The 16,375-nt window shown below is 73.8% G+C and carries 13 protein-coding genes and 2 tRNA genes; 3 read left to right on the plus strand and 12 right to left on the minus strand.

The window, feature by feature from the left end; all coding sequences use genetic code 11:
- Nucleotides 1-75: 75 nt before the first annotated feature.
- Nucleotides 76-1,062, plus strand: coding sequence for a LuxR C-terminal-related transcriptional regulator (locus IH80_RS0127765; protein ID WP_030964144.1), 987 nt, complete (start codon nucleotides 76-78; stop codon nucleotides 1,060-1,062).
- Nucleotide 1,063: 1 nt separating this feature from the next.
- On the opposite strand, the gene IH80_RS0127770 is transcribed toward IH80_RS0127765, so the two are convergent.
- The 3 genes from IH80_RS0127770 to IH80_RS0127780 all read right to left on the minus strand — a co-directional run bounded on the left by IH80_RS0127770 (nucleotide 1,064) and on the right by IH80_RS0127780 (nucleotide 4,824).
- Nucleotides 1,064-1,306 (minus strand): DUF397 domain-containing protein, encoded by a 243-nt coding sequence (locus tag IH80_RS0127770; protein ID WP_030964145.1) that lies wholly within the window; start codon nucleotides 1,304-1,306, stop codon nucleotides 1,064-1,066.
- Between the two features lie 392 nt (nucleotides 1,307-1,698).
- Complete coding sequence (locus IH80_RS0127775; RefSeq protein ID WP_030964146.1) at nucleotides 1,699-3,387, minus strand: glycosyl hydrolase family 18 protein; 1,689 nt, start codon at nucleotides 3,385-3,387, stop codon at nucleotides 1,699-1,701.
- A gap of 255 nt (nucleotides 3,388-3,642) precedes the next feature.
- Complete coding sequence (locus IH80_RS0127780; protein ID WP_030964148.1) at nucleotides 3,643-4,824, minus strand: LLM class flavin-dependent oxidoreductase; 1,182 nt, start codon at nucleotides 4,822-4,824, stop codon at nucleotides 3,643-3,645.
- Between the two features lie 251 nt (nucleotides 4,825-5,075).
- Here IH80_RS0127780 and IH80_RS0127785 point away from each other — a divergent pair, with 251 nt between their 5' ends.
- Nucleotides 5,076-5,834 (plus strand): IclR family transcriptional regulator, encoded by a 759-nt coding sequence (locus tag IH80_RS0127785; protein WP_030964149.1) that lies wholly within the window; start codon nucleotides 5,076-5,078, stop codon nucleotides 5,832-5,834.
- 104 nt (nucleotides 5,835-5,938) lie between these two features.
- On the opposite strand, the gene IH80_RS0127790 is transcribed toward IH80_RS0127785, so the two are convergent.
- The 7 genes from IH80_RS0127790 to IH80_RS0127820 form a co-directional block, all read right to left on the minus strand.
- Nucleotides 5,939-6,012: transfer RNA gene (locus IH80_RS0127790), tRNA-Lys, on the minus strand.
- Between the two features lie 48 nt (nucleotides 6,013-6,060).
- Nucleotides 6,061-6,702: a LuxR C-terminal-related transcriptional regulator gene (locus IH80_RS0127795; protein WP_037881293.1), complete on the minus strand. Its 642-nt coding sequence runs from the start codon at nucleotides 6,700-6,702 to the stop codon at nucleotides 6,061-6,063.
- On the minus strand, nucleotides 6,699-7,982 hold the full coding sequence (locus IH80_RS0127800) for a sensor histidine kinase (protein WP_030964151.1): 1,284 nt from the start codon (nucleotides 7,980-7,982) through the stop codon (nucleotides 6,699-6,701). The genes IH80_RS0127795 and IH80_RS0127800 overlap by 4 nt, the downstream gene beginning before the upstream one ends.
- A 258-nt stretch (nucleotides 7,983-8,240) precedes the next feature.
- Entirely contained in the window at nucleotides 8,241-9,926 is a 1,686-nt protein-coding gene (locus tag IH80_RS0127805) for an AMP-binding protein (protein ID WP_030964152.1), read from the minus strand.
- Between the two features lie 26 nt (nucleotides 9,927-9,952).
- Nucleotides 9,953-10,546, minus strand: coding sequence for a lytic polysaccharide monooxygenase auxiliary activity family 9 protein (locus IH80_RS0127810; protein ID WP_030964154.1), 594 nt, complete (start codon nucleotides 10,544-10,546; stop codon nucleotides 9,953-9,955).
- Between the two features lie 205 nt (nucleotides 10,547-10,751).
- Entirely contained in the window at nucleotides 10,752-13,244 is a 2,493-nt protein-coding gene (locus tag IH80_RS46270) for an SPFH domain-containing protein (RefSeq protein ID WP_234432404.1), read from the minus strand.
- Nucleotides 13,245-13,255: 11 nt separating this feature from the next.
- Nucleotides 13,256-14,611 carry a peptidoglycan-binding protein gene (locus IH80_RS0127820; protein ID WP_030964156.1) on the minus strand — a complete coding sequence of 452 codons (1,356 nt, stop codon included), beginning with the start codon at nucleotides 14,609-14,611 and terminating at the stop codon, nucleotides 13,256-13,258.
- Nucleotides 14,612-14,826: 215 nt separating this feature from the next.
- On the opposite strand from IH80_RS0127820, the gene IH80_RS0127825 reads away from it, so the two are divergent.
- Nucleotides 14,827-14,900: transfer RNA gene (locus tag IH80_RS0127825), tRNA-Lys, on the plus strand.
- Nucleotides 14,901-14,968: 68 nt separating this feature from the next.
- On the opposite strand, the gene IH80_RS0127830 is transcribed toward IH80_RS0127825, so the two are convergent.
- Together IH80_RS0127830 and IH80_RS0127835 are read right to left on the minus strand one after the other, a co-directional pair.
- A complete protein-coding gene (locus IH80_RS0127830) occupies nucleotides 14,969-15,643 on the minus strand; it encodes a class F sortase (RefSeq protein WP_030964159.1) in 675 nt (224 codons plus the stop codon).
- 15 nt (nucleotides 15,644-15,658) lie between these two features.
- Complete coding sequence (locus tag IH80_RS0127835) at nucleotides 15,659-16,264, minus strand: hypothetical protein (RefSeq protein ID WP_030964162.1); 606 nt, start codon at nucleotides 16,262-16,264, stop codon at nucleotides 15,659-15,661.
- Nucleotides 16,265-16,375: the final 111 nt, after the last annotated feature.

A 16,375-nucleotide genomic window follows, 5' to 3' on the forward strand; every position in this document is an offset into this window, starting at 1 on the left:
GGTGCCGGACTTCGCCTACGATCACGGTGGCGGCGGCTCGGCAGGGCGGCCGAAGTTGCGCTGGGGGGCGGGGACTTGCTGCAGGCACTGGGGCTCGGGGCCGATGTGGAAGCCGTGTACCGGGGGATGTTGACCGACCCGTCCGGAGGGGTCGCCGAGCTGGCCGCCCGCCTCGGCCTCACCGAGACGCAGGTCCGCGACGGCCTGGACCGGCTGGTCGACCTGGACCTGCTCAGACCGTCCCGGGACTGCCCGGGCGCCCTGCGGGCGGTCCGCCCGGAGCTCGGCCTGGAGCTGCTGCTGCGCCGCCAGGAGGAGGAACTGGCCCGGCAGCAGGAGGAACTGGCCCGCAGCAAGGCCGCGGCCGCGCAGGTCGTCTCCGAATTCGCCGAACTCCGCCCGAACACCGAGGTCGACGGGGCGGAACGGCTCGTCGGGATGGACGCCATCCAGAGCCGCCTCGAACAGCTCGCCCACGGGCTGGAGCGCGAGTGCCTGGCGATCCTGCCGGGCGGCGCCCTGTCCGAGGCCAGTCTGGAGTCCTCCCGGCCGCTCGACGAGCGTGCGCTGGCCCGCGGCATAGAGATGCGCTCGGTGTACCAGGACAGCGCCCGCAACGATCCGACGACGCTGGCCTACGCGCGCTGGCTCACGGAGCAGGGCGGCCAGGTCCGGACGAGCCCGCTGCTCCCCCCGCGCCTGCTGGTCTTCGACCGCACGGTGGCGGTCGTACCCATCGACCCGGCCCATTCCCGACTGGGTGCGCTGTGCACGAGCGCTCCGGGGATCGTGGCGTCCCTGGTCACCCTGTTCGAGCAGACCTGGCAGGCCGCCGTGCCGCTGGGCGCGGACCGCGGCCGTACCGACGGCTCCCGCCCCAGCCCGGCCGAACTGGAACTGCTGAAGCTCCTGGCCTCCGGCATGACGGACGAAGCCGCCGGCAAGCGGCTCGGGGTGTCGCTGCGTACCGTCAGGCGGCAGATGGCCGCGCTGATGGAACGCCTGCACGCCACGAGCCGCTTCGAGGCGGGCCTCAAGGCGGCCCAGCAGGGCTGGCTCTAGGTCACAGGCTGCGGACGAAGGCGGCGAAGGCCGACGCCCCGACCGTGAAGGTGGGCCCGTCGGGATTCTTGGAGTCCCGCACGGCGACCCGGCACGGCTGCGCGGCCACCTCGACGCACTCGCCGCCGGAGTTCCCGCTGTACGAAGCCTTGCGCCATGCGGCGCCGCCGAGGGGTGCGCACTCGACGCACTCGCCGCCGTTGGACCCGCTGTAGGGCGACTGACGCCACAGCGCGCCCGTCAGGTTCCTGGTGCTTCCCCCAGCGTTCCTCCATTACGCGAGCGATCAGCTCTGCCGACGCCCGGGGTGAGAGGGCCTCGGCCTGCAGGCGAGCGCAGCCCAGCGAACGCTCCTTGATCACTTGCGGGTTGGCGGTCATGTGCCCGGAGTCGTAGCTCTGGGCCGCCGATCTCCCGGTGGAGCGCCGCCTCGTCCAGCACCACCCGTAGCACCGGCGGGTTGTCGCGGGCCAGGACCATGGGGCGGCACCCCCAAGCGGGAAACAGGCTTGTGGCCGAGCGTAGCGATTCCACTACGGGCCGGTGTCCGGAATCCGGCAACCATGTGACACACCTCCGCCCCGCCCCGGGAGAGGGGCGGGGCGGAGGCGTCGCTCGGCGCGGGGTGGGGGGAGATCAGCAGGCGCCGAGGTCCTTCCAGACACCCCATTCACCGGTGGTGCCCGGCGTCTCGTTCTGCGTCCACCACTGGGCCTTGTACTTGCGGCCGTTGTGGGAGACCTCGCTGCCGCCGGTGTAGACGGTGCCCGCGACGTAGGCCGGGGTCGAGCCGCAGCCCGTGGTCGGCGGGGTCGTCGGCGGGGTGGTGGTCGGCGGGGTGGTCGGCGGCGTCGTGGGAGGCGTGGTCGGCGGGACGGTGGTGCCGCCCAGGGCGTCGGAGATCTGGCCCAGCAGCGTGGCGTTGTTGTCCAGGCCGAGGAGCGAGTACATCATCGCGCCCGCCAGGCCGCGCTGCTTGCCGTACTCCACCCGGGCCTGGATCGACTTCTGGTTCAGGCCGGTGAAGAACTCGCCGTCCTTGTAGAAGTACGAGGACTTCGACTGGTCGTCCCAGAAGGTGGTCGCCGCGTTGTCGACGATGCCGCCGAGCTCCTTGTAGTGCGCGATGCCCGCCTGCTGGCTGAGCGGACGCGCGGCGGAGCCGCCGGTCGCGGTCTGGGCGAGGCCGTTGGTCGTGCCGGCCGGGACGCCCTTCCAGCCGCGGTAGTAGAACTCGTAGCCCAGGGTCAGCTTGTTGGCGGGGAAGCCGCCGGTGATGCCGTAGGCCGGGTTGCCGTCGATCCAGGAGTCGATGGCGTTGTCGATGCTGTACTTCTCGGTGCCCGGCGCGATCGGGTCGGTCGGGTCGGCCGCGGACGGGTACAGCGGGGACTGGTGGTACGTCGGCCCGTCGCCGTCCCAGGCGCCGTGCATGTCGTACGTCATGATGTTGGCGTAGTCCAAGTACTGGCCGATCTTGTCGGTCTCGATGTACTTGATCTTGTCCTGGCCGGCCGGGAGGGCTGCGGTGAGCAGGTACTTCTTGCCACCGTTGGCCGCGCCCTCGGCGTCGAGCTGCTTGCGGAACTCCTGGAGCAGCAGCGTGAAGTTCTGCTTGTCCTCGGGGCCGTAGTGGTTGCCCAGGTGGCCGCCGGAGGAGCCGGGGTACTCCCAGTCGATGTCGATGCCGTCGAAGATGCCCGCCGCGGTGCCGGCGCCGCCGAAGCCGCCCTCCACCGGGAGGTCGCCCTTGATGTACTGCTTGATGCAGGAGGCGACGAACTTCTTGCGGGAGGCGTCGGTCTTGGCCGCGTCGTGGAAGTACTTGGAGTACGTCCAGCCGCCCAGCGAGATGTTGATCTTCAGGTGGGGGTACTTGGCCTTCAGTTCCTTGAACTGGTTGAAGACGCCCACGATCGGCTGGTTCCACGTGTCGGCCACGCCGTCCACGCTGTCGGCGGCGCTGAAGGACTTCTGGTAGTCGGCGTAGCTGTCGCCCGCGCCGTCACCGGCGTTGGGGTTGTTGTCGTCGCCGGCCGCCTTGTTGGCCTCGAAACAGGTGAGCTCGGTGGGGTGGATGTTGCCGAACGAGTAGTTCAGCACGTCGAGCTTGCCCGCTATGCCCCGGGTGTCGAGGTGCTTGGGGTAGAAGGCGTTCCCGTACACCGACCACTGGTCGTAGTAGGCGATGCGGACGCCGCCCGCCGCCGCTCCGGCCGTGGCGTCGGCAGCCTGGGCCGTGCCGAGGCCGGCGAAGGAGGCGAGCGCTCCGGCTGCCAGCGCGGCCGTGGCGGCGGCCGCGACGAGGGGTTTACGGATGTGCATGAACTGCCTCCGGGGGGCTGGGAGGAGAGAGCGGGAGGTTCGGGTGAGAGAAGTGATAGCGATCACTCCAGCCCCGCGTCAATGGTTCGGACCAAAGAAGGACTAGACCACTCCGGCGCCATTTCCCCAAGTCAGAGACCTGAACGCGCATCAGAAACCGCTCGCCACCCCGGGTGACGAGCGGTTTAAGGTTCCCTTGAGACACGCTCGCGCAAGGTTTCGGCAATGAACCAGCCAAACCCCGTTATCCGGCGTTCAGTTGACCTCGAGCGCCTCCGCGGGCATGCCGTACGCATCTGCGACCAGTCCGTACGAACGCAGTCGGGCGGCGCCGCTGTGGGCATTGGCGGTCAGCATCAGCTCGTCCGCGCCGGTGCGCTTGGCGAGGGCGTCGAGCCCGTCGGCGACCGCGTCGGGGGTGCCGTGGACGATGTTGGCGAGCCAGCCGTCCACGAACTCCCGCTCCAGCGCGGTGTAGGGGTACGCCGCCGCCTCCTCGGGTGTGGGCACCAGCCCCGGGCGTCCGGTGCGCAGCCGCAGCATCGACAGCGCGCCCGTGGCCACCTGGGCGCGGGCCTCCGCGTCGGTGTCGGCGGCGAGCGCCGAAACCCCGATGACGGCGTAGGGGGCGTCCAGGACGGCTGAGGGCCGGAAGCTGCTGCGGTAGAGGTCGAGCGCGGGCAGGGTGCCGGCCGCGGAGAAGTGGTGGGCGTAGGCGAAGGGCAGGCCGAGCTCGCCGGCGAGCTGCGCACTGAAGCCGGAGGAGCCGAGCAGCCACAGCGGCGGCCGCCCGGCCGGGCCCTGCACCGGACCCGGCACGGCGTGCACGCGGGCGTAGGGATGCCCGTCCGGGAAGTCGTCGTCGAGGAAGCGGGTGAGCTCCATGAGCCGGCGCGGGAACTCGTCCGCGCCCTCTTCGACGCGTCCTGGCCCGCGCAGGGCGGCGGCGGTACGGCCGTCGGTGCCGGGGGCCCGGCCGAGGCCGAGGTCGATCCGGCCCGGGGCGAGCGCCTCCAGGGTGCCGAACTGCTCGGCGACGGCGAGCGGGGCGTGGTTGGGCAGCATCACGCCGCCGGATCCGAGCCGGATGCGGGAGGTGTGCGCGGCGAGGTGGGCCAGGATCACGGCCGGGGAGGAGCTGGCGACGCCGGGCATGGAGTGGTGCTCGGCGACCCAGTGGCGGTGGTAGCCGCGGGATTCGGCCAGGCGGGCGATGGCCACACTGGTGCGCAGGGAGTCGTGGGCGGTGCTGCCGGCGCCGACGGTGACGAGGTCGAGGACGGAGAGCGGTACGGGCGCCCGGCCGTGGGCGGTACCCCGTATGCCGTTGCGGTCCCCCTGCGCCTGCGCGCTCCCGGCCCGGCCGCCGCCCCGGTCCTCGGCGCCGCCGCCGGACAGCCCGTCCGCCGCGCCGTGCACGTCCCCGGTGTCACTCATCGTCGCTCCCGTCCCGTGGTCCACGTCCGCACGACGCCCGTGCGACACCGTACGAAGAACTCGAACCGTGGACGGCCGCCGGGCATTCCCCCTGCGGGGCGACTGTGCCCATGCCTCTGGCATATGCCAATGGCGTAGGTCCAGGCAGACAGACGTGATTGAGCCATCAATCTCCTCAACAGGCGCTCCACATGGGCCTCTTGATGGCTATCGTGGTAGGGCAAGCGGTAACAACCTGCTAGGGGGAAACCGTGGCGCTGAAGCCCGAGCCGACCGCGCCGTTCCACTCGGTGCAGTACGCACTGCGCGTACTCGAAACGATCGCACGGCACACCGGTGGTGTGACCGACGTGCAGATCGCGCGTGAGACCGGCCTGCCCGCAGTCCATCTCGCCCCGATGCTGCTCATGCTGCGCCGGGAGGGATACGTCCTGCAGGTGGCGGACGGCGCGTACGCCATAGGGGATTCCCTGGTCCTGCTCGGCTCCGGCACCGACCGCCAGCAGGCCCTGACCGACAAGCTCCAGGAGACCCTCGACCGGCTGCGCGACTCGGTCGGCGCGGCCGTCTACATCAGCCGGTACGTGGACGGCGAGGTCAGGATCACGCAGTTCGCGGACAGTCCCCGCACCCCGAAGGTCCACGAGTGGGTCGACTTCCGCTCCGCCGCCCACGCCAGCGCGGTCGGCAAGTGCCTGCTGACGCAGCTCGACCTGAACGGGCGGCGCGACCACCTGTCCCGGCACAAGATCGCCCGGCTCACGTCCAAGACCATCGTGAACGAGCGGATCCTCTTCTCGAAGCTGGACGCACAGCCGGCCACCGTCCCCATGCTGGACCTGCAGGAGTACGCCGTGGGCACGGTCTGCGCGGCGGTTCCGATCACGGCGGGCGCCTCGGTCGGCTGCCTGGCGCTGTCGATGCCGGTCGAGCACGCGCACCGGCTGCGGGCCGCGGCCGACACCCTGAACCGGAAGGCCGCACCGCTGCTGCTGTCGCTCACGCTCTAGCCGGGAGCCTCGGACTCCGGCGGAACGGCGGCGCCGACGGGCGCGAAGGGCCGGAAAACACTTCGGGCGGTTCCCGGTGAACCGGAAACCGCCCGAAGGACAGGTGCGCCGCCAGGGACTCGAACCCCGGACCCGCTGATTAAGAGTCAGCTGCTCTAACCAACTGAGCTAGCGGCGCCTGCTGACAGAGAAAATACTACCTGGTCCCCAGGGGTGCTCCAAACCATTACCCACGGAGGTAGGCGAGGACCGCCAGCACCCGGCGGTGGGTGTCCTCGGCGGGCGGCAGGTCCAGCTTTCCCAGGATGTTCCCGATGTGTTTGCCGACGGCCGCCTCGGACACCACCAGCTCCCGGGCGATGGACCCGTTGGACCGGCCCTCCGCGACCAGGCCCAGCACCTCCCGCTCGCGCGGGGTCAGCGCGGCCAGCGGATCACGCCGCCGGCGCAGCAGCTGACGCACGACCTCGGGGTCGACGACGGTGCCGCCGCCGGCCACGGTGACCACGGCGTCGAGGAACTGCTCCACATGGCCGACCCGGTCCTTGAGCAGGTAGCCGACGCCGCTGCCGTCGCCGGAGTCCAGCAGATCGGCCGCGTACGAACGCTGCACGTACTGGCTGAGCACGAGGACCGGCAGGGCGGGGCGGGCCGCCCGCAGCTCCACGGCGGCGCGCAGCCCCTCGTCGCCGAAGCCCGGGGGCATCCGTACGTCGGTCACGACGATGTCCGGGGCGCGGTCGGCGACGGCGGTGCGGAGCGCGTCCGCGTCCCCGACGGCGGCGGCCACCTCGTGGCCGAAACGCGTCAGCAGACCGACGAGCCCTTCGCGGAGCAGGACCCCGTCCTCGGCGAGGACGATCTTCAAGGGGCGCTGCTCTCGGGGCTGCTCACCGGGCACGGGATCTCCAGGCTCAGGACGGTCGGGCCGCCGGGCGGGCTGGTGATCGTCAGTGTGCCATCGAGGACCGCGATCCGGTCGGCGAGTCCGGTCAGTCCGGAACCGGCGGCCGGATCGGCGCCGCCGCGTCCGTCGTCGGTCACGTCGATCAGCAGCGCCCCGCCGGTGTGACGGGCGGCGAGGGCGGCCCGGCTGGCACCGCTGTGCCGGCCGATGTTGGCGAGGGCCTCGCAGACACCGAAGTACGCGGCGGCCTCGACGGACTCGGGCAGCCGGGGCAGGTCGGCGCACAGATCGGTGGCGACGGGGACGGCGGAACGCTCGGCGACGTCGGCGAGGGCGCCGGCCAGGCCGTAGTCGGTGAGCACCTGGGGATGGATGCCGTGGATCAGCTCGCGCAGCTCCGCGAGGACCCGGCCGGCCTCGGCGTGGGCGGTGTCGAGCCGGTCGGCGAGCGGGCCGGGCGGGGCGTCGAGGCGGGCGAGGCCGAGGGTCATGGTGAGGGCGACGAGCCGCTGCTGGGCTCCGTCGTGGAGGTCGCGCTCGATCCGGCGACGCTCGGCCTCGAAGGCGTCGACGAGCCGGGCACGGGAACGGGTGACCTCGGTGAGCAGGACGCGGAGCTCGCGCTCGCGGGGCGCGAGGAGGGCGCGGGTGAGGGCGGCGCGGGCGCCGGCGAGGGCGCCGAGGGGATAGAGGAGGGCGGGCAGGAGCACGGCCCCGGCGGCGGCGAGGGCGAGGGCGGCGGGGTAGGAGGTGACCAGCCAGAGCTTGAGCACCCTGACCTCGCCGTCGGCGGCGAGGGCGAGCTGGAGCGGGGTGGCCAGCAGCAGGAGGGGCAGCCCGAGGAGGGCCACCAGGGCGGCGAGGTCGACCCACCACAGCAGGAACCCGTGCAGGACGGCGTGGGCGAGCTCCCGCCAGGTGGCCGGCTCGCGGTAGCGCAGCCGGGCCCAGGCGAGGAGGCCGGGCTCGGCGGGCGTGCGGTGCGGGGTGGGGGCCGGGTCGGAGTCGACGATCCGCAGACGGCGGCGCTCGACCGCGGCGGCCGGGACCCCGGCGAGGCCGAGCAGGGCGAGGAGGGGGAAGGCGATGACGCCGACCGCGGCGAGGAGAACGAGGCCGAGGAGGAGCGGCGGGCCGGTGAGGGCGCCACCGGCGAGGTACCCGGCGGCGCGCCAGGGCCAGGCGGAGCGGAGGTACCTGCCGTCGGCCAGTGCCTGCCAGGGGGTGCGGGCGTCGTCCATGAGGGCACGCTAACGGGGTGCCCTCCGGCGGAACCATGGGCCCAGGGGGCGGGCGGGGGGTGGGGCCGGCCCTACCCCGAGCCCCGGCGGGCGGTGCGGTCCCCGTGGCGCGGGTGCTTCCCGGGCGCTGCCCGGACCCGCGCCCCGATCGCCGGCGGGGCCGAAAGCCGGGCTCCGTCCGGACCCGGTCCCCCATCACCGGACGGCCGGAACGAGGGGGGAGGGGGCGGGGCAGCGCCCCGCAGCGGCGGTGCGCGCCTAGCGCTGCAGGAGGTCGAGGCGGCCCTGGGCCTCGTAGGTGGCGAGGAGGGCGGACAGGGCCGACGGGGTCAGCACGGCGTAGCCCCCGGCGGAGGACCGGTGCCAGACCGGGTCCCCACAGCGGAAGCCGGCCCGGCGGAGGGCCACCCGGTGGACCTTGTTCGTCGCGGTGACCGGCATCCTCGGGACGACACGGACGTAGCGCGGGGCCATCTTCGTGCCCAGGTCCGGCTGGCGGGAGAGGAAGTCCTCGAACGCCTCCGGGGAGAACACCGCGCCGTCCCGGAGGGAGAGGGCCGCCATCACCTGGTCGCCCGCCACCTCGTCCGGGACGCCGTAGACGGCGACCGCCGTCGCGTCCGGCCAGCGGGCCAGGATGTTCTCGATCACCGCCGCGGCCAGGTTCTCGCTGTCGACGCGGAGCCGGTCGTCGGTGCGGCCGGCGAAGTAGAGGAAGCCGGCCGCGTCCCGGAAGAAGAGGTCTCCGGTCCAGTACCAGCCGTCCCGGGTGCGTTCGGCCTCGGCGTCCGGGTTGCGCCAGTAGCCCTCGAACAGGCTGCGGCCCCGGTTGACGAGTTCGCCGATCGCGGCCGAGCCGTTGAGGAGACGGCCGTCCCCGTCCAGGACGGCCGGCGGGCATTCCTCGCCCGTCTCCGGGTCGATCACCGCCAGGTCGTCGCCCGCGCCGGCGCGGCCCAGGGCGCCCGACGGGGTGTCCGGGGTGCGCTGGACGGAGGCGCCGCCCTCGGTGGCGCCGTAGCCCTCCACCAGGCGGACGCCGAAACGTTCCGCGAAGCGTGCCGCGTCCACCGCCCCGGCCTCGGTGCCGAAGCCGAGCCGCAAGCGGTGGTCGCGGTCGTCGGGGCGGGGCTCGGTGGCGAGGAGGTACTGGACGGCCCGGCCGACGTAGGTGAAGTACGTGGCCCCGTACGCCTGTACGTCGTCCAGGAACGCCGAGGCGGAGAAGCGGCGGCGCAGCGCCACCGCAGCTCCGCCGACGAGCGCCGGGAGCCAGTCGGCGATGACGGCGTTGCCGTGGAAGAGCGGCATGCAGACGTAGTGGACGTCGTCCGGGCCGACGGAGAACTGGCGGGCCAGTGAGGCTCCGGCGGCGGCGAGCCGGCCCTGGCTGCAGATGGCCGCCTTGGGAGCGCCGGTGGAGCCGGAGGTGAAGTAGAGGAGGAGGCGGGAGTCACGGCCGGGGCCGGTGGCGCGCAGCGTGGCTTCGCCGGGCTCGGCGGCGGCGTAGGGGGCGAGGAGCGCCTCGTACTCCTCGGTGCCGGTGACCAGGACGCGTACGCCGGGCAGGTCGAGGCCGCGCAGCAGGGGCAGGTGGGCGGGCTCGGTGATCAGGAGCCGGCAGTCGGTGTGCAGGATGTCGCGGGCGAGTTCCGGGCCGCGCCGGGTGGGGTTGATCCCGGCGACGGCGGCCCCGGTGAGGGCCGCCGCGCCGAGCCAGAACGGGAACTCGGGGGTGTTGTCGAGCAGGACCCCGAGGTGGGGCTCGGCCTCCGCGGGCATGAGGTCGACGAGCAGTGCGGCGCGTGCTGCGGCTTCCTGGGCGGTCCGGTGGCGGGTGAGGACGTGCCGTTCGCCGTCCTCGTACATCAGCCCGGGCCGGTGGTCGCCCCATTGGCACGCCATGAGCTCCGCGACGGTTTCGGGTGCTGTCGTCGTCCGCATGCCGCCGGAGGGTAGCTGACGTACCGTCAGAACTGAACGTCCGAGCAGGCGTAGAAGGCCATCGGGGTGTCGTTGACGGTCCAGACCGCCAGGATCAGGTGCCGGCCGGTCTTGCCGCTGGGCATGGCGCCCTGGTGGACGGTGGTCATGGCGGGGCGGGCGCCGTTGTAGGCGACGGTGAGGAAGGGCTGGGGTTCGAGGTCGGCGCGGGTGAGGGCCTTGGTGCCGGTCCAGCCGTTCTTGGTGACGTAGTACTTGAAGTCGGTGGTGGAGTGGTTGGCGGTGAACTGCCACCGGAAGCCGTAGCTCTGGCCGCTTGCCACCTTGGTGGTGGGCCAGGCGCCGCCGCGCGGGTTGTCGAGCTCGGCGAACTGCGGGAGGCCGCCGGAACATATCTTGCCGTCGGCGGGGCCGGCGGCCGGGAAGCCCTTGAAGCCCTCGACGCTCTGCGGCTCCCACTGGATCGCGCCACAGTCGGACACGGTCTTGTTGGCGCAGAGCTTCTGGCGGCTGATGGGGGTGTCGGTGTAGCCGTGACTGCTGGCGCTGGGGGCGCCGATGAGGGTGATTCCGGCGACGAGGCCGAGGCCGAGCGCGGCGACGCCGGCCCGTCCGGGCATGCGGACGTTACGCATGATGCTCCTTGAACGTGGGGGGAGTTCGGCGAGCGCGCGCGTGTGGGGATTCAGGTCTAGACCAAGTCCCAGATTATTGACGAGAGTTGGCCATGTCCATACCAATGGGAAAACGGGTGGTCCGGTCCCTTCCGGCCACCCGTTCCCCGTTGCGCAGTGCGTCCCGATGCGCGTTCTGATGCGTGTTCCGCTACTCGGTGCGTCCCGTGTAGAAGGCGACCGTGAGGTCCTTCACCAGGGCCTTGCGCTCGTAGTCGTCGAGCTCGACGAGTCCGCGCGAGGTCAGCCGGTGGACGGTGTCGTCCACGGCGTCCACCACCGAGGTCAGTACGGCGTCCCGGTGCTTGGCGTCGATCGCCGCGACCCGGCGGCGGCGCATGGCCTCGGCGACCTCGGCCGCGTACTCGATCCGGGTCGGCTGGGCCGAGAACACCTCGATCCCGACCGCCTCCGTCTCCGCCGCCAGCATCCGGGTCAGCGCGTCGCCGACGGCCTCGGCGTCGCGCAGGGTCGGGGCGTCCTCGTGGAAGGCGTCCGCCGGGAGCTGGGAGAGCACGCGGGCCATGGCCGACTCGACCTGTTCGGCGAGGTACTCGGTGTGGTCCGCGACGGCGAGCGTGGCCCGGGCGGTGTCCTTGACCTGCCAGACGACCTGGACGACGACCTGGAGGGCGAGGCCGCCGGAGTCGACGGCGGGCATCGGGTCGCTGCGCCAGTGGCGCAGCCGCACGTCGACCCGGCGGCGCAGCAGGAGGGGGCTGACCCAGGTCAGGCCGGTGCGGCGGACCGTGCCGCGGTAGCGGCCGAAGAGGGTGAGCACCCAGGCGTGGCCGGTACGGGCCCGGCCGAGGCCGCCGAGCGCGATGAGGGCGACGATGCCGAGGAAGGCGAGCGGCGGCCAGTGCACGGCGCGCAGGCCCTGGTAGGCGCGGGGGGCCGCGCCGAAGGCGGCGACGAGGGGGGCGGGGAGGATCCCGGCCCGCCAGAGCACCGCCGTGCAGCCGGCCAGGGCGAGGCCGCCCACGGCCACGCCGACCCAGCCGGGCAGCACCGGGCCGCGGTGCTCCCGGAGCCGGTCGTCCCCGCGGGGGACCCGGCGGCCGGGGGCGGGACGCGCGGGGTGGGGCGCGGCGGCGCGCGCGCGCTCCGGCAGGGGGACCGTCGACGCGGCACGGAACGGGAGGTGCAGCGGAACCTCGGTGACGGCGCTCCCGCGACGGGGGGTGGCGACGTTCGGGAGGCCCTGCGTGTCGTCCTCGTCCATGGCGCGTGCCACCGCCCGGGCGACGATCTCGGCCACCCCGGGCCCGGGCACGCCGGAGTTCGCCGCGCCGGGCCCGTCGCACTGCCGGTCCGCGCCGCCCGAGCCGGGCCCGGGCTCGACCGCCTCCCGCGCGGCGGGCACCACCGCCTCGGCCGACGCCGGTACCGAGCCGGCGCCGGCCCCCCGCGCCGCCGTCGTGGACTGCGGCGCGGATCCGTCCTCGCGGCGCGAAGCCGGCCCTGCGGGCTCGTCCTCCGCCGCCGCGGTTGCGGGGAGCGAAGCCTGCCCGCCGTCCGGTGGGGGCACGGCCGCCGGGGCGGTCAGGGGCCCTGAGTCCCGCTCCACCGGCGCGGACTGCGGTGCAGGCACCGTCGCAGCGCCGTGTGCGGGGGCGTCCTGCGCCCCGCGCCCCGCCAGCGGTGCGGGTCCAGATCCCGGGCCTGTCGGCGGAGGCGGAGCCTGACCGGCGGGCACGGCGTCCGGTGCGGACACCGCCGCCGGACCGGAGCCGGGTACGTGCTCCGCGGTCCGTCGGCGCGCGGGCACGGAAACGTCCTCCGCCGCCGCGCGGGGCGAAAGCGCTGCGGGGCCCCCGACGCCCCCCGTCGGGGCGGCCATGGTCCCGGTGTCCCGCTCCTCCGGCGCGGACTGCTGTGCGGACTGCGGTGCGGACTGCGGTGCGGACTGCTGTGCGGACTGCGGTGCGGGCACGTCCGCCGGGCCGGAGGCCGCGGACTGCGGTGCGAACTCCGGCGCGGACTGCTGTGCGGACTGCGGTGCGGGCACGGCCGCCGGCCCGGAGGCGGGGACGTACTCCGTCCCCGCCGTCGCGCGGGGCGACGGCTGCCGCACGGGCACGGGCGCGGGCGCGGGCACGGAACACGGGGCGGAACCGGCGAGCGGGGCCTCCGCCGCCCGGGGCGGGCGGTACGTGCCCAGCGGGGCGGAGGGGGACACCGTCCCGGGTTCCCCCTCACGCACGGCGTGCAGAGCGCGAACCGTCGCCGGAGGCGAAGCCTGCCCCGCGGGCACGGCCTCCCGGACCGCCGCCGGAGGCGCCAGGGCCGCGGCCGGCCCGGCCGACGGCTCCGCCCCCTCGGCGGGGCGGGCCTCCGCGACCGCCGCGGCGACGGGCGGCACGGGGGCCACCGCCACCGGCGTCCCGCACCGGGCCGCAGGGCCCGGCGGCGCGGCCGCGGGCGCCGGGACGGTGGCGGGGGCGGCCACGGGTGCCGGGACGGTGGCGGGGGCGGCCGACGGGTCCGGCCGCCGCTCGGCTTCGCCTGTGGGCTCCGGCGCGGCTACCCGCAGGGACAGGGTCGGGGTCGTGGTGGCCCAGCCGAAGGAGGTCGCGGCGGCAGCGGTGGCGGCCGGTACGCGGAGGGTGCCCGTCGTCGAGGTGGTGCGCGTGGGAAACATCGTTACCTCCGTCATGCGAACAGCCGGCGCCAGGTTTCCGGGCCCGGGTAGCCGTTGGCCGCGGCCCCGCGCCAGCCCTGCGCACGCTGGAAGGCCTCGACGTTGCGGCGGTCGGCCTCACCCCAGCGGGCGCCCGGACCGGACGTGTAGTACTTGCCGAAGCCCTTCTTCACCAGCTGCCGGCCGAGGGCTTCGACGGCCGGGTGGGACTGGCCCGGGCGGAACACCGCGGGCCCCGGGTAGGCCCGTACGCCGCCCGGGCCGGGCGCCGCGCCCACCGTCGGCGGGATGTTCCTGCCCTGCTTGTCGACGAGCAGGCGCCAGGTGTGCGCGCCGGGGATGCCGTCGGCGTCGGCGCCCGTCCAGCCCTGTGCGCGCTGGAAGGCCTGGGTGGCGAGCTTGTCGTGGTCGCTCCACGTCCGGTCGGCCACCCCCTTGGGGTAGAAGCGGTACGCGCCGCGCTCGATCAGCATCCGGCCCAGCTGGGCCACGTGGTCGTTAGTGGCGCCCGGGGCGAACTTGTCCGCGCCCGGGAAGGTCTTGGTCGCGTCGCCCGGCTTCGGGCCCGCCGCCGGCGGTTCGGGGGCGGGGACGGCGCCGGGGGCCTCCGGGACGATGCCGCCCGTCACCCCGTTGAACCGGTACGGGACGTACTTCGCCGCGTTGGCCCAGTAGCCGTAGGGCGTGGCCAGCTTCCGCGTGGTGGGGCGCGTCTGCTCGTAGGCCACGTAGTGCGTGCGCGTCTCGTCGACCCAGCCGCCGAAGAGGACGACGTGTGAGCCGTTGTTGGGGTCGGCCGGGTTGTGGAAGAGCAGCATGTCCCCCGGCAGCAGCTCGTCTTTCGTGATCTTGGTGGCGAACTTGTCGAGGCTGCCGGTCCACTCGTTCGAGCCGAGGTTCCAGGCCATGGAGACGTAGCCGGAGCAGTCCTGGCGGTAGCCGTCCGTCCAGTACGCCGACATGCTGTACGGGACCTGCGCGTCCAGCCACAGCTTCGCCCTGGTGATGATCGTCGTGCGGTCGATCCGCTTGACGGCGCCCGGCTTGCCCGGGGCTCCGGGGTTGCCGGGCTTGCCCTTCGGGCCGTGCAGGGGGGTGCGGCCGCCCTGCGGGCTGCCGGGGTCGTCGAGGGCCACCGGTCCGGTGGCCGGTGTGCTCAGGGCCACGGCGGTTCCGCCGCCACCGCCGAGGACCACTCCGGCGGCGGTGGCCAGGACCAGGGCCCGGCGTGCCCCGCGCGCGGCGGGGTGGCCGCCGTCCCGGAGCGGTATGGCCCTGGCCCGGGCGAGGGCGCGGCGGCGCTGGGCGCATCCCCGGCACACGCAGTCGCCCGCGGGCTCGTACTCCTCGAAAGCGGGCATCGGCATCTGCACACGCGTCGGGGGCTGCATCGTCATGCGGTTCCGTCCACTCCCCTGCTGTTCCGGTGGTCGACCGGGGCCGCACCTGATAAAGCATCAGATGCGGTCGGCGCAGACATATCGTGCACGATAAACCCCTCAAACATGGGTTAATCGGACAAGGCGGGCGTGGCTGGTCACGAGCACCCGCGGAGGTGGGGTAGAGTTTTCCCTGTCAGCAAGCGCCGCTAGCTCAGTTGGTTAGAGCAGCTGACTCTTAATCAGCGGGTCCGGGGTTCGAGTCCCTGGCGGCGCACAGACGGAGGAAGCCCCTCACAGCGAAAGCTGTGAGGGGCTTCCTCGTTCTCCGGGCCGGACGGCCGCCTAGACCGACGTGCCCGCGCGGACGCCCACGCCCGTCAGGTAGGCGGAGACCACCACGTTCGCCGTGTACTCCTTGGCCGCCTTGTCGTACGTGCCCCCGCAGGTCACCAGCCGCAGCTCGGCCCGGCCCCGGACCCGCGGACCGTACGCCTTGTGCGCGTCGAAGGCCGCGCGCTCGTAGACCCGTACGTCCTCGATCGTGAACTCGGCGACGGATCCGTCCGCCCGCAGCACGCGCACCTTGTCACCCGGCTGCGCCGAACTCAGGCCGTAGAAGACTGCCGGCTTGGACCGCGTGTCCACGTGCCCCACCATCAGCGCCGTCCCCGCCGCCCCCGGCTGGACGCCCTGCCCCCACCAGCCCACCGTGCCCGGGTTGTCGTACGGCGGCGGATCGATCGCACCGTCCTTGTCCAGGCCCCGGGACACCACCGGGGCCTGGATGCCTATGGACGGCACGTCGACGCGCTGCGGCAGGGAGCCGGCGACGGGGGCGTGCGCGGCCGGCAGCCCCGCACTCAGCGCCCCGCCGGCCTGTCCGGAGAGCGGGGCCGGTGCGCCGGTCAGCTCACGGCCCCACAGCCACAGGCCCAGCACCAGTACAGACCAGGCCGCGAAGGTCAGCAGCCGGCCCCCGGCGGAGGCCTTGGCCTCCGCCGTCCGCCACTCGCTCACCCGGGGCCCGTCCCCTCACTCACCGCTGCGGCGGCGGCGCAGGGTCAGCGCCCGGCCCGCCACGGCCAGCGTCGCCACCGCGGCGAGCACCGCGCCGATCACCGTGTGCGGCATCCCCGGGCCGTCGTACCCGCTCTCCTTCTTCGCCGCGGTGACCAGGCCGGGAGCCTCCGCCGGGCGGTCCGCCATGCCGCCGCCACCCGCGTGGACCGGCCAGACCGGCGAGGCGTGGTGGGACGGGTGGCGGTGCGCGGAGACCTGCACCGAGCCGGTGAACTTCTCGTCGCCGTCGCAGTACACCCGGACGGCGTGCCAGCCGGGTGAGGCGTGCGAGCTGATCATCGCGTCGCCGTAGAGCGGGCTGCGGCGACCGCCGTCGCGCCCGTAGAGATCGGCGTCCGCCACGAAGACGGAGGACTTGGCCACTCCCCGGTTGCCGTCACACCCCTGGACGCGCAGCTTGACCTGCGCTCCGGGGTGGGCCGGGCTCGGGTCGACGGCGATGCTGCCGCGGTCGCGGTCCTCCTCGCCCGCGAGGGCGGTCGGCGCGGTCACCGCGGAGAAGGCCGCCAGGACGGCGGCCACGGCGGCGGTGCGGACAGCGATCGGAACACTGCGCATGGTGAACCTCCTCGACAAGGAGATTCACGCGCGGCACGCCGCTCCGCATCCGGAGCGGCGCCGTACGTGTCAGCCGTACGCCCCGAACGCGGTACGCCCGGACGGCGTCCC

The sequence above is a fragment of the Streptomyces sp. NRRL S-378 genome (assembly GCF_000720645.1).
GTDB lineage: Bacteria > Actinomycetota > Actinomycetes > Streptomycetales > Streptomycetaceae > Streptomyces.

Excerpts from the sequence above, each read along its gene's own strand:
- IH80_RS0127805 (WP_030964152.1), bottom strand. The coding sequence starts at position 9,926 with ATGCGGACGACGACAGCACCCGAAACCGTCGCGGAGCTCATGGCGTGC.
- IH80_RS46270 (WP_234432404.1), bottom strand. The coding sequence starts at position 13,244 with ATGTTTCCCACGCGCACCACCTCGACGACGGGCACCCTCCGCGTACCG.
- IH80_RS0127820 (WP_030964156.1), bottom strand. The coding sequence starts at position 14,611 with ATGCCGATGCCCGCTTTCGAGGAGTACGAGCCCGCGGGCGACTGCGTG.
- IH80_RS0127800 (WP_030964151.1), bottom strand. The coding sequence starts at position 7,982 with ATGGACGACGCCCGCACCCCCTGGCAGGCACTGGCCGACGGCAGGTAC.
- IH80_RS0127835 (WP_030964162.1), bottom strand. The coding sequence starts at position 16,264 with ATGCGCAGTGTTCCGATCGCTGTCCGCACCGCCGCCGTGGCCGCCGTC.
- IH80_RS0127775 (WP_030964146.1), bottom strand. The coding sequence starts at position 3,387 with ATGCACATCCGTAAACCCCTCGTCGCGGCCGCCGCCACGGCCGCGCTG.
- IH80_RS0127810 (WP_030964154.1), bottom strand. The coding sequence starts at position 10,546 with ATGCCCGGACGGGCCGGCGTCGCCGCGCTCGGCCTCGGCCTCGTCGCC.
- IH80_RS0127780 (WP_030964148.1), bottom strand. The coding sequence starts at position 4,824 with ATGAGTGACACCGGGGACGTGCACGGCGCGGCGGACGGGCTGTCCGGC.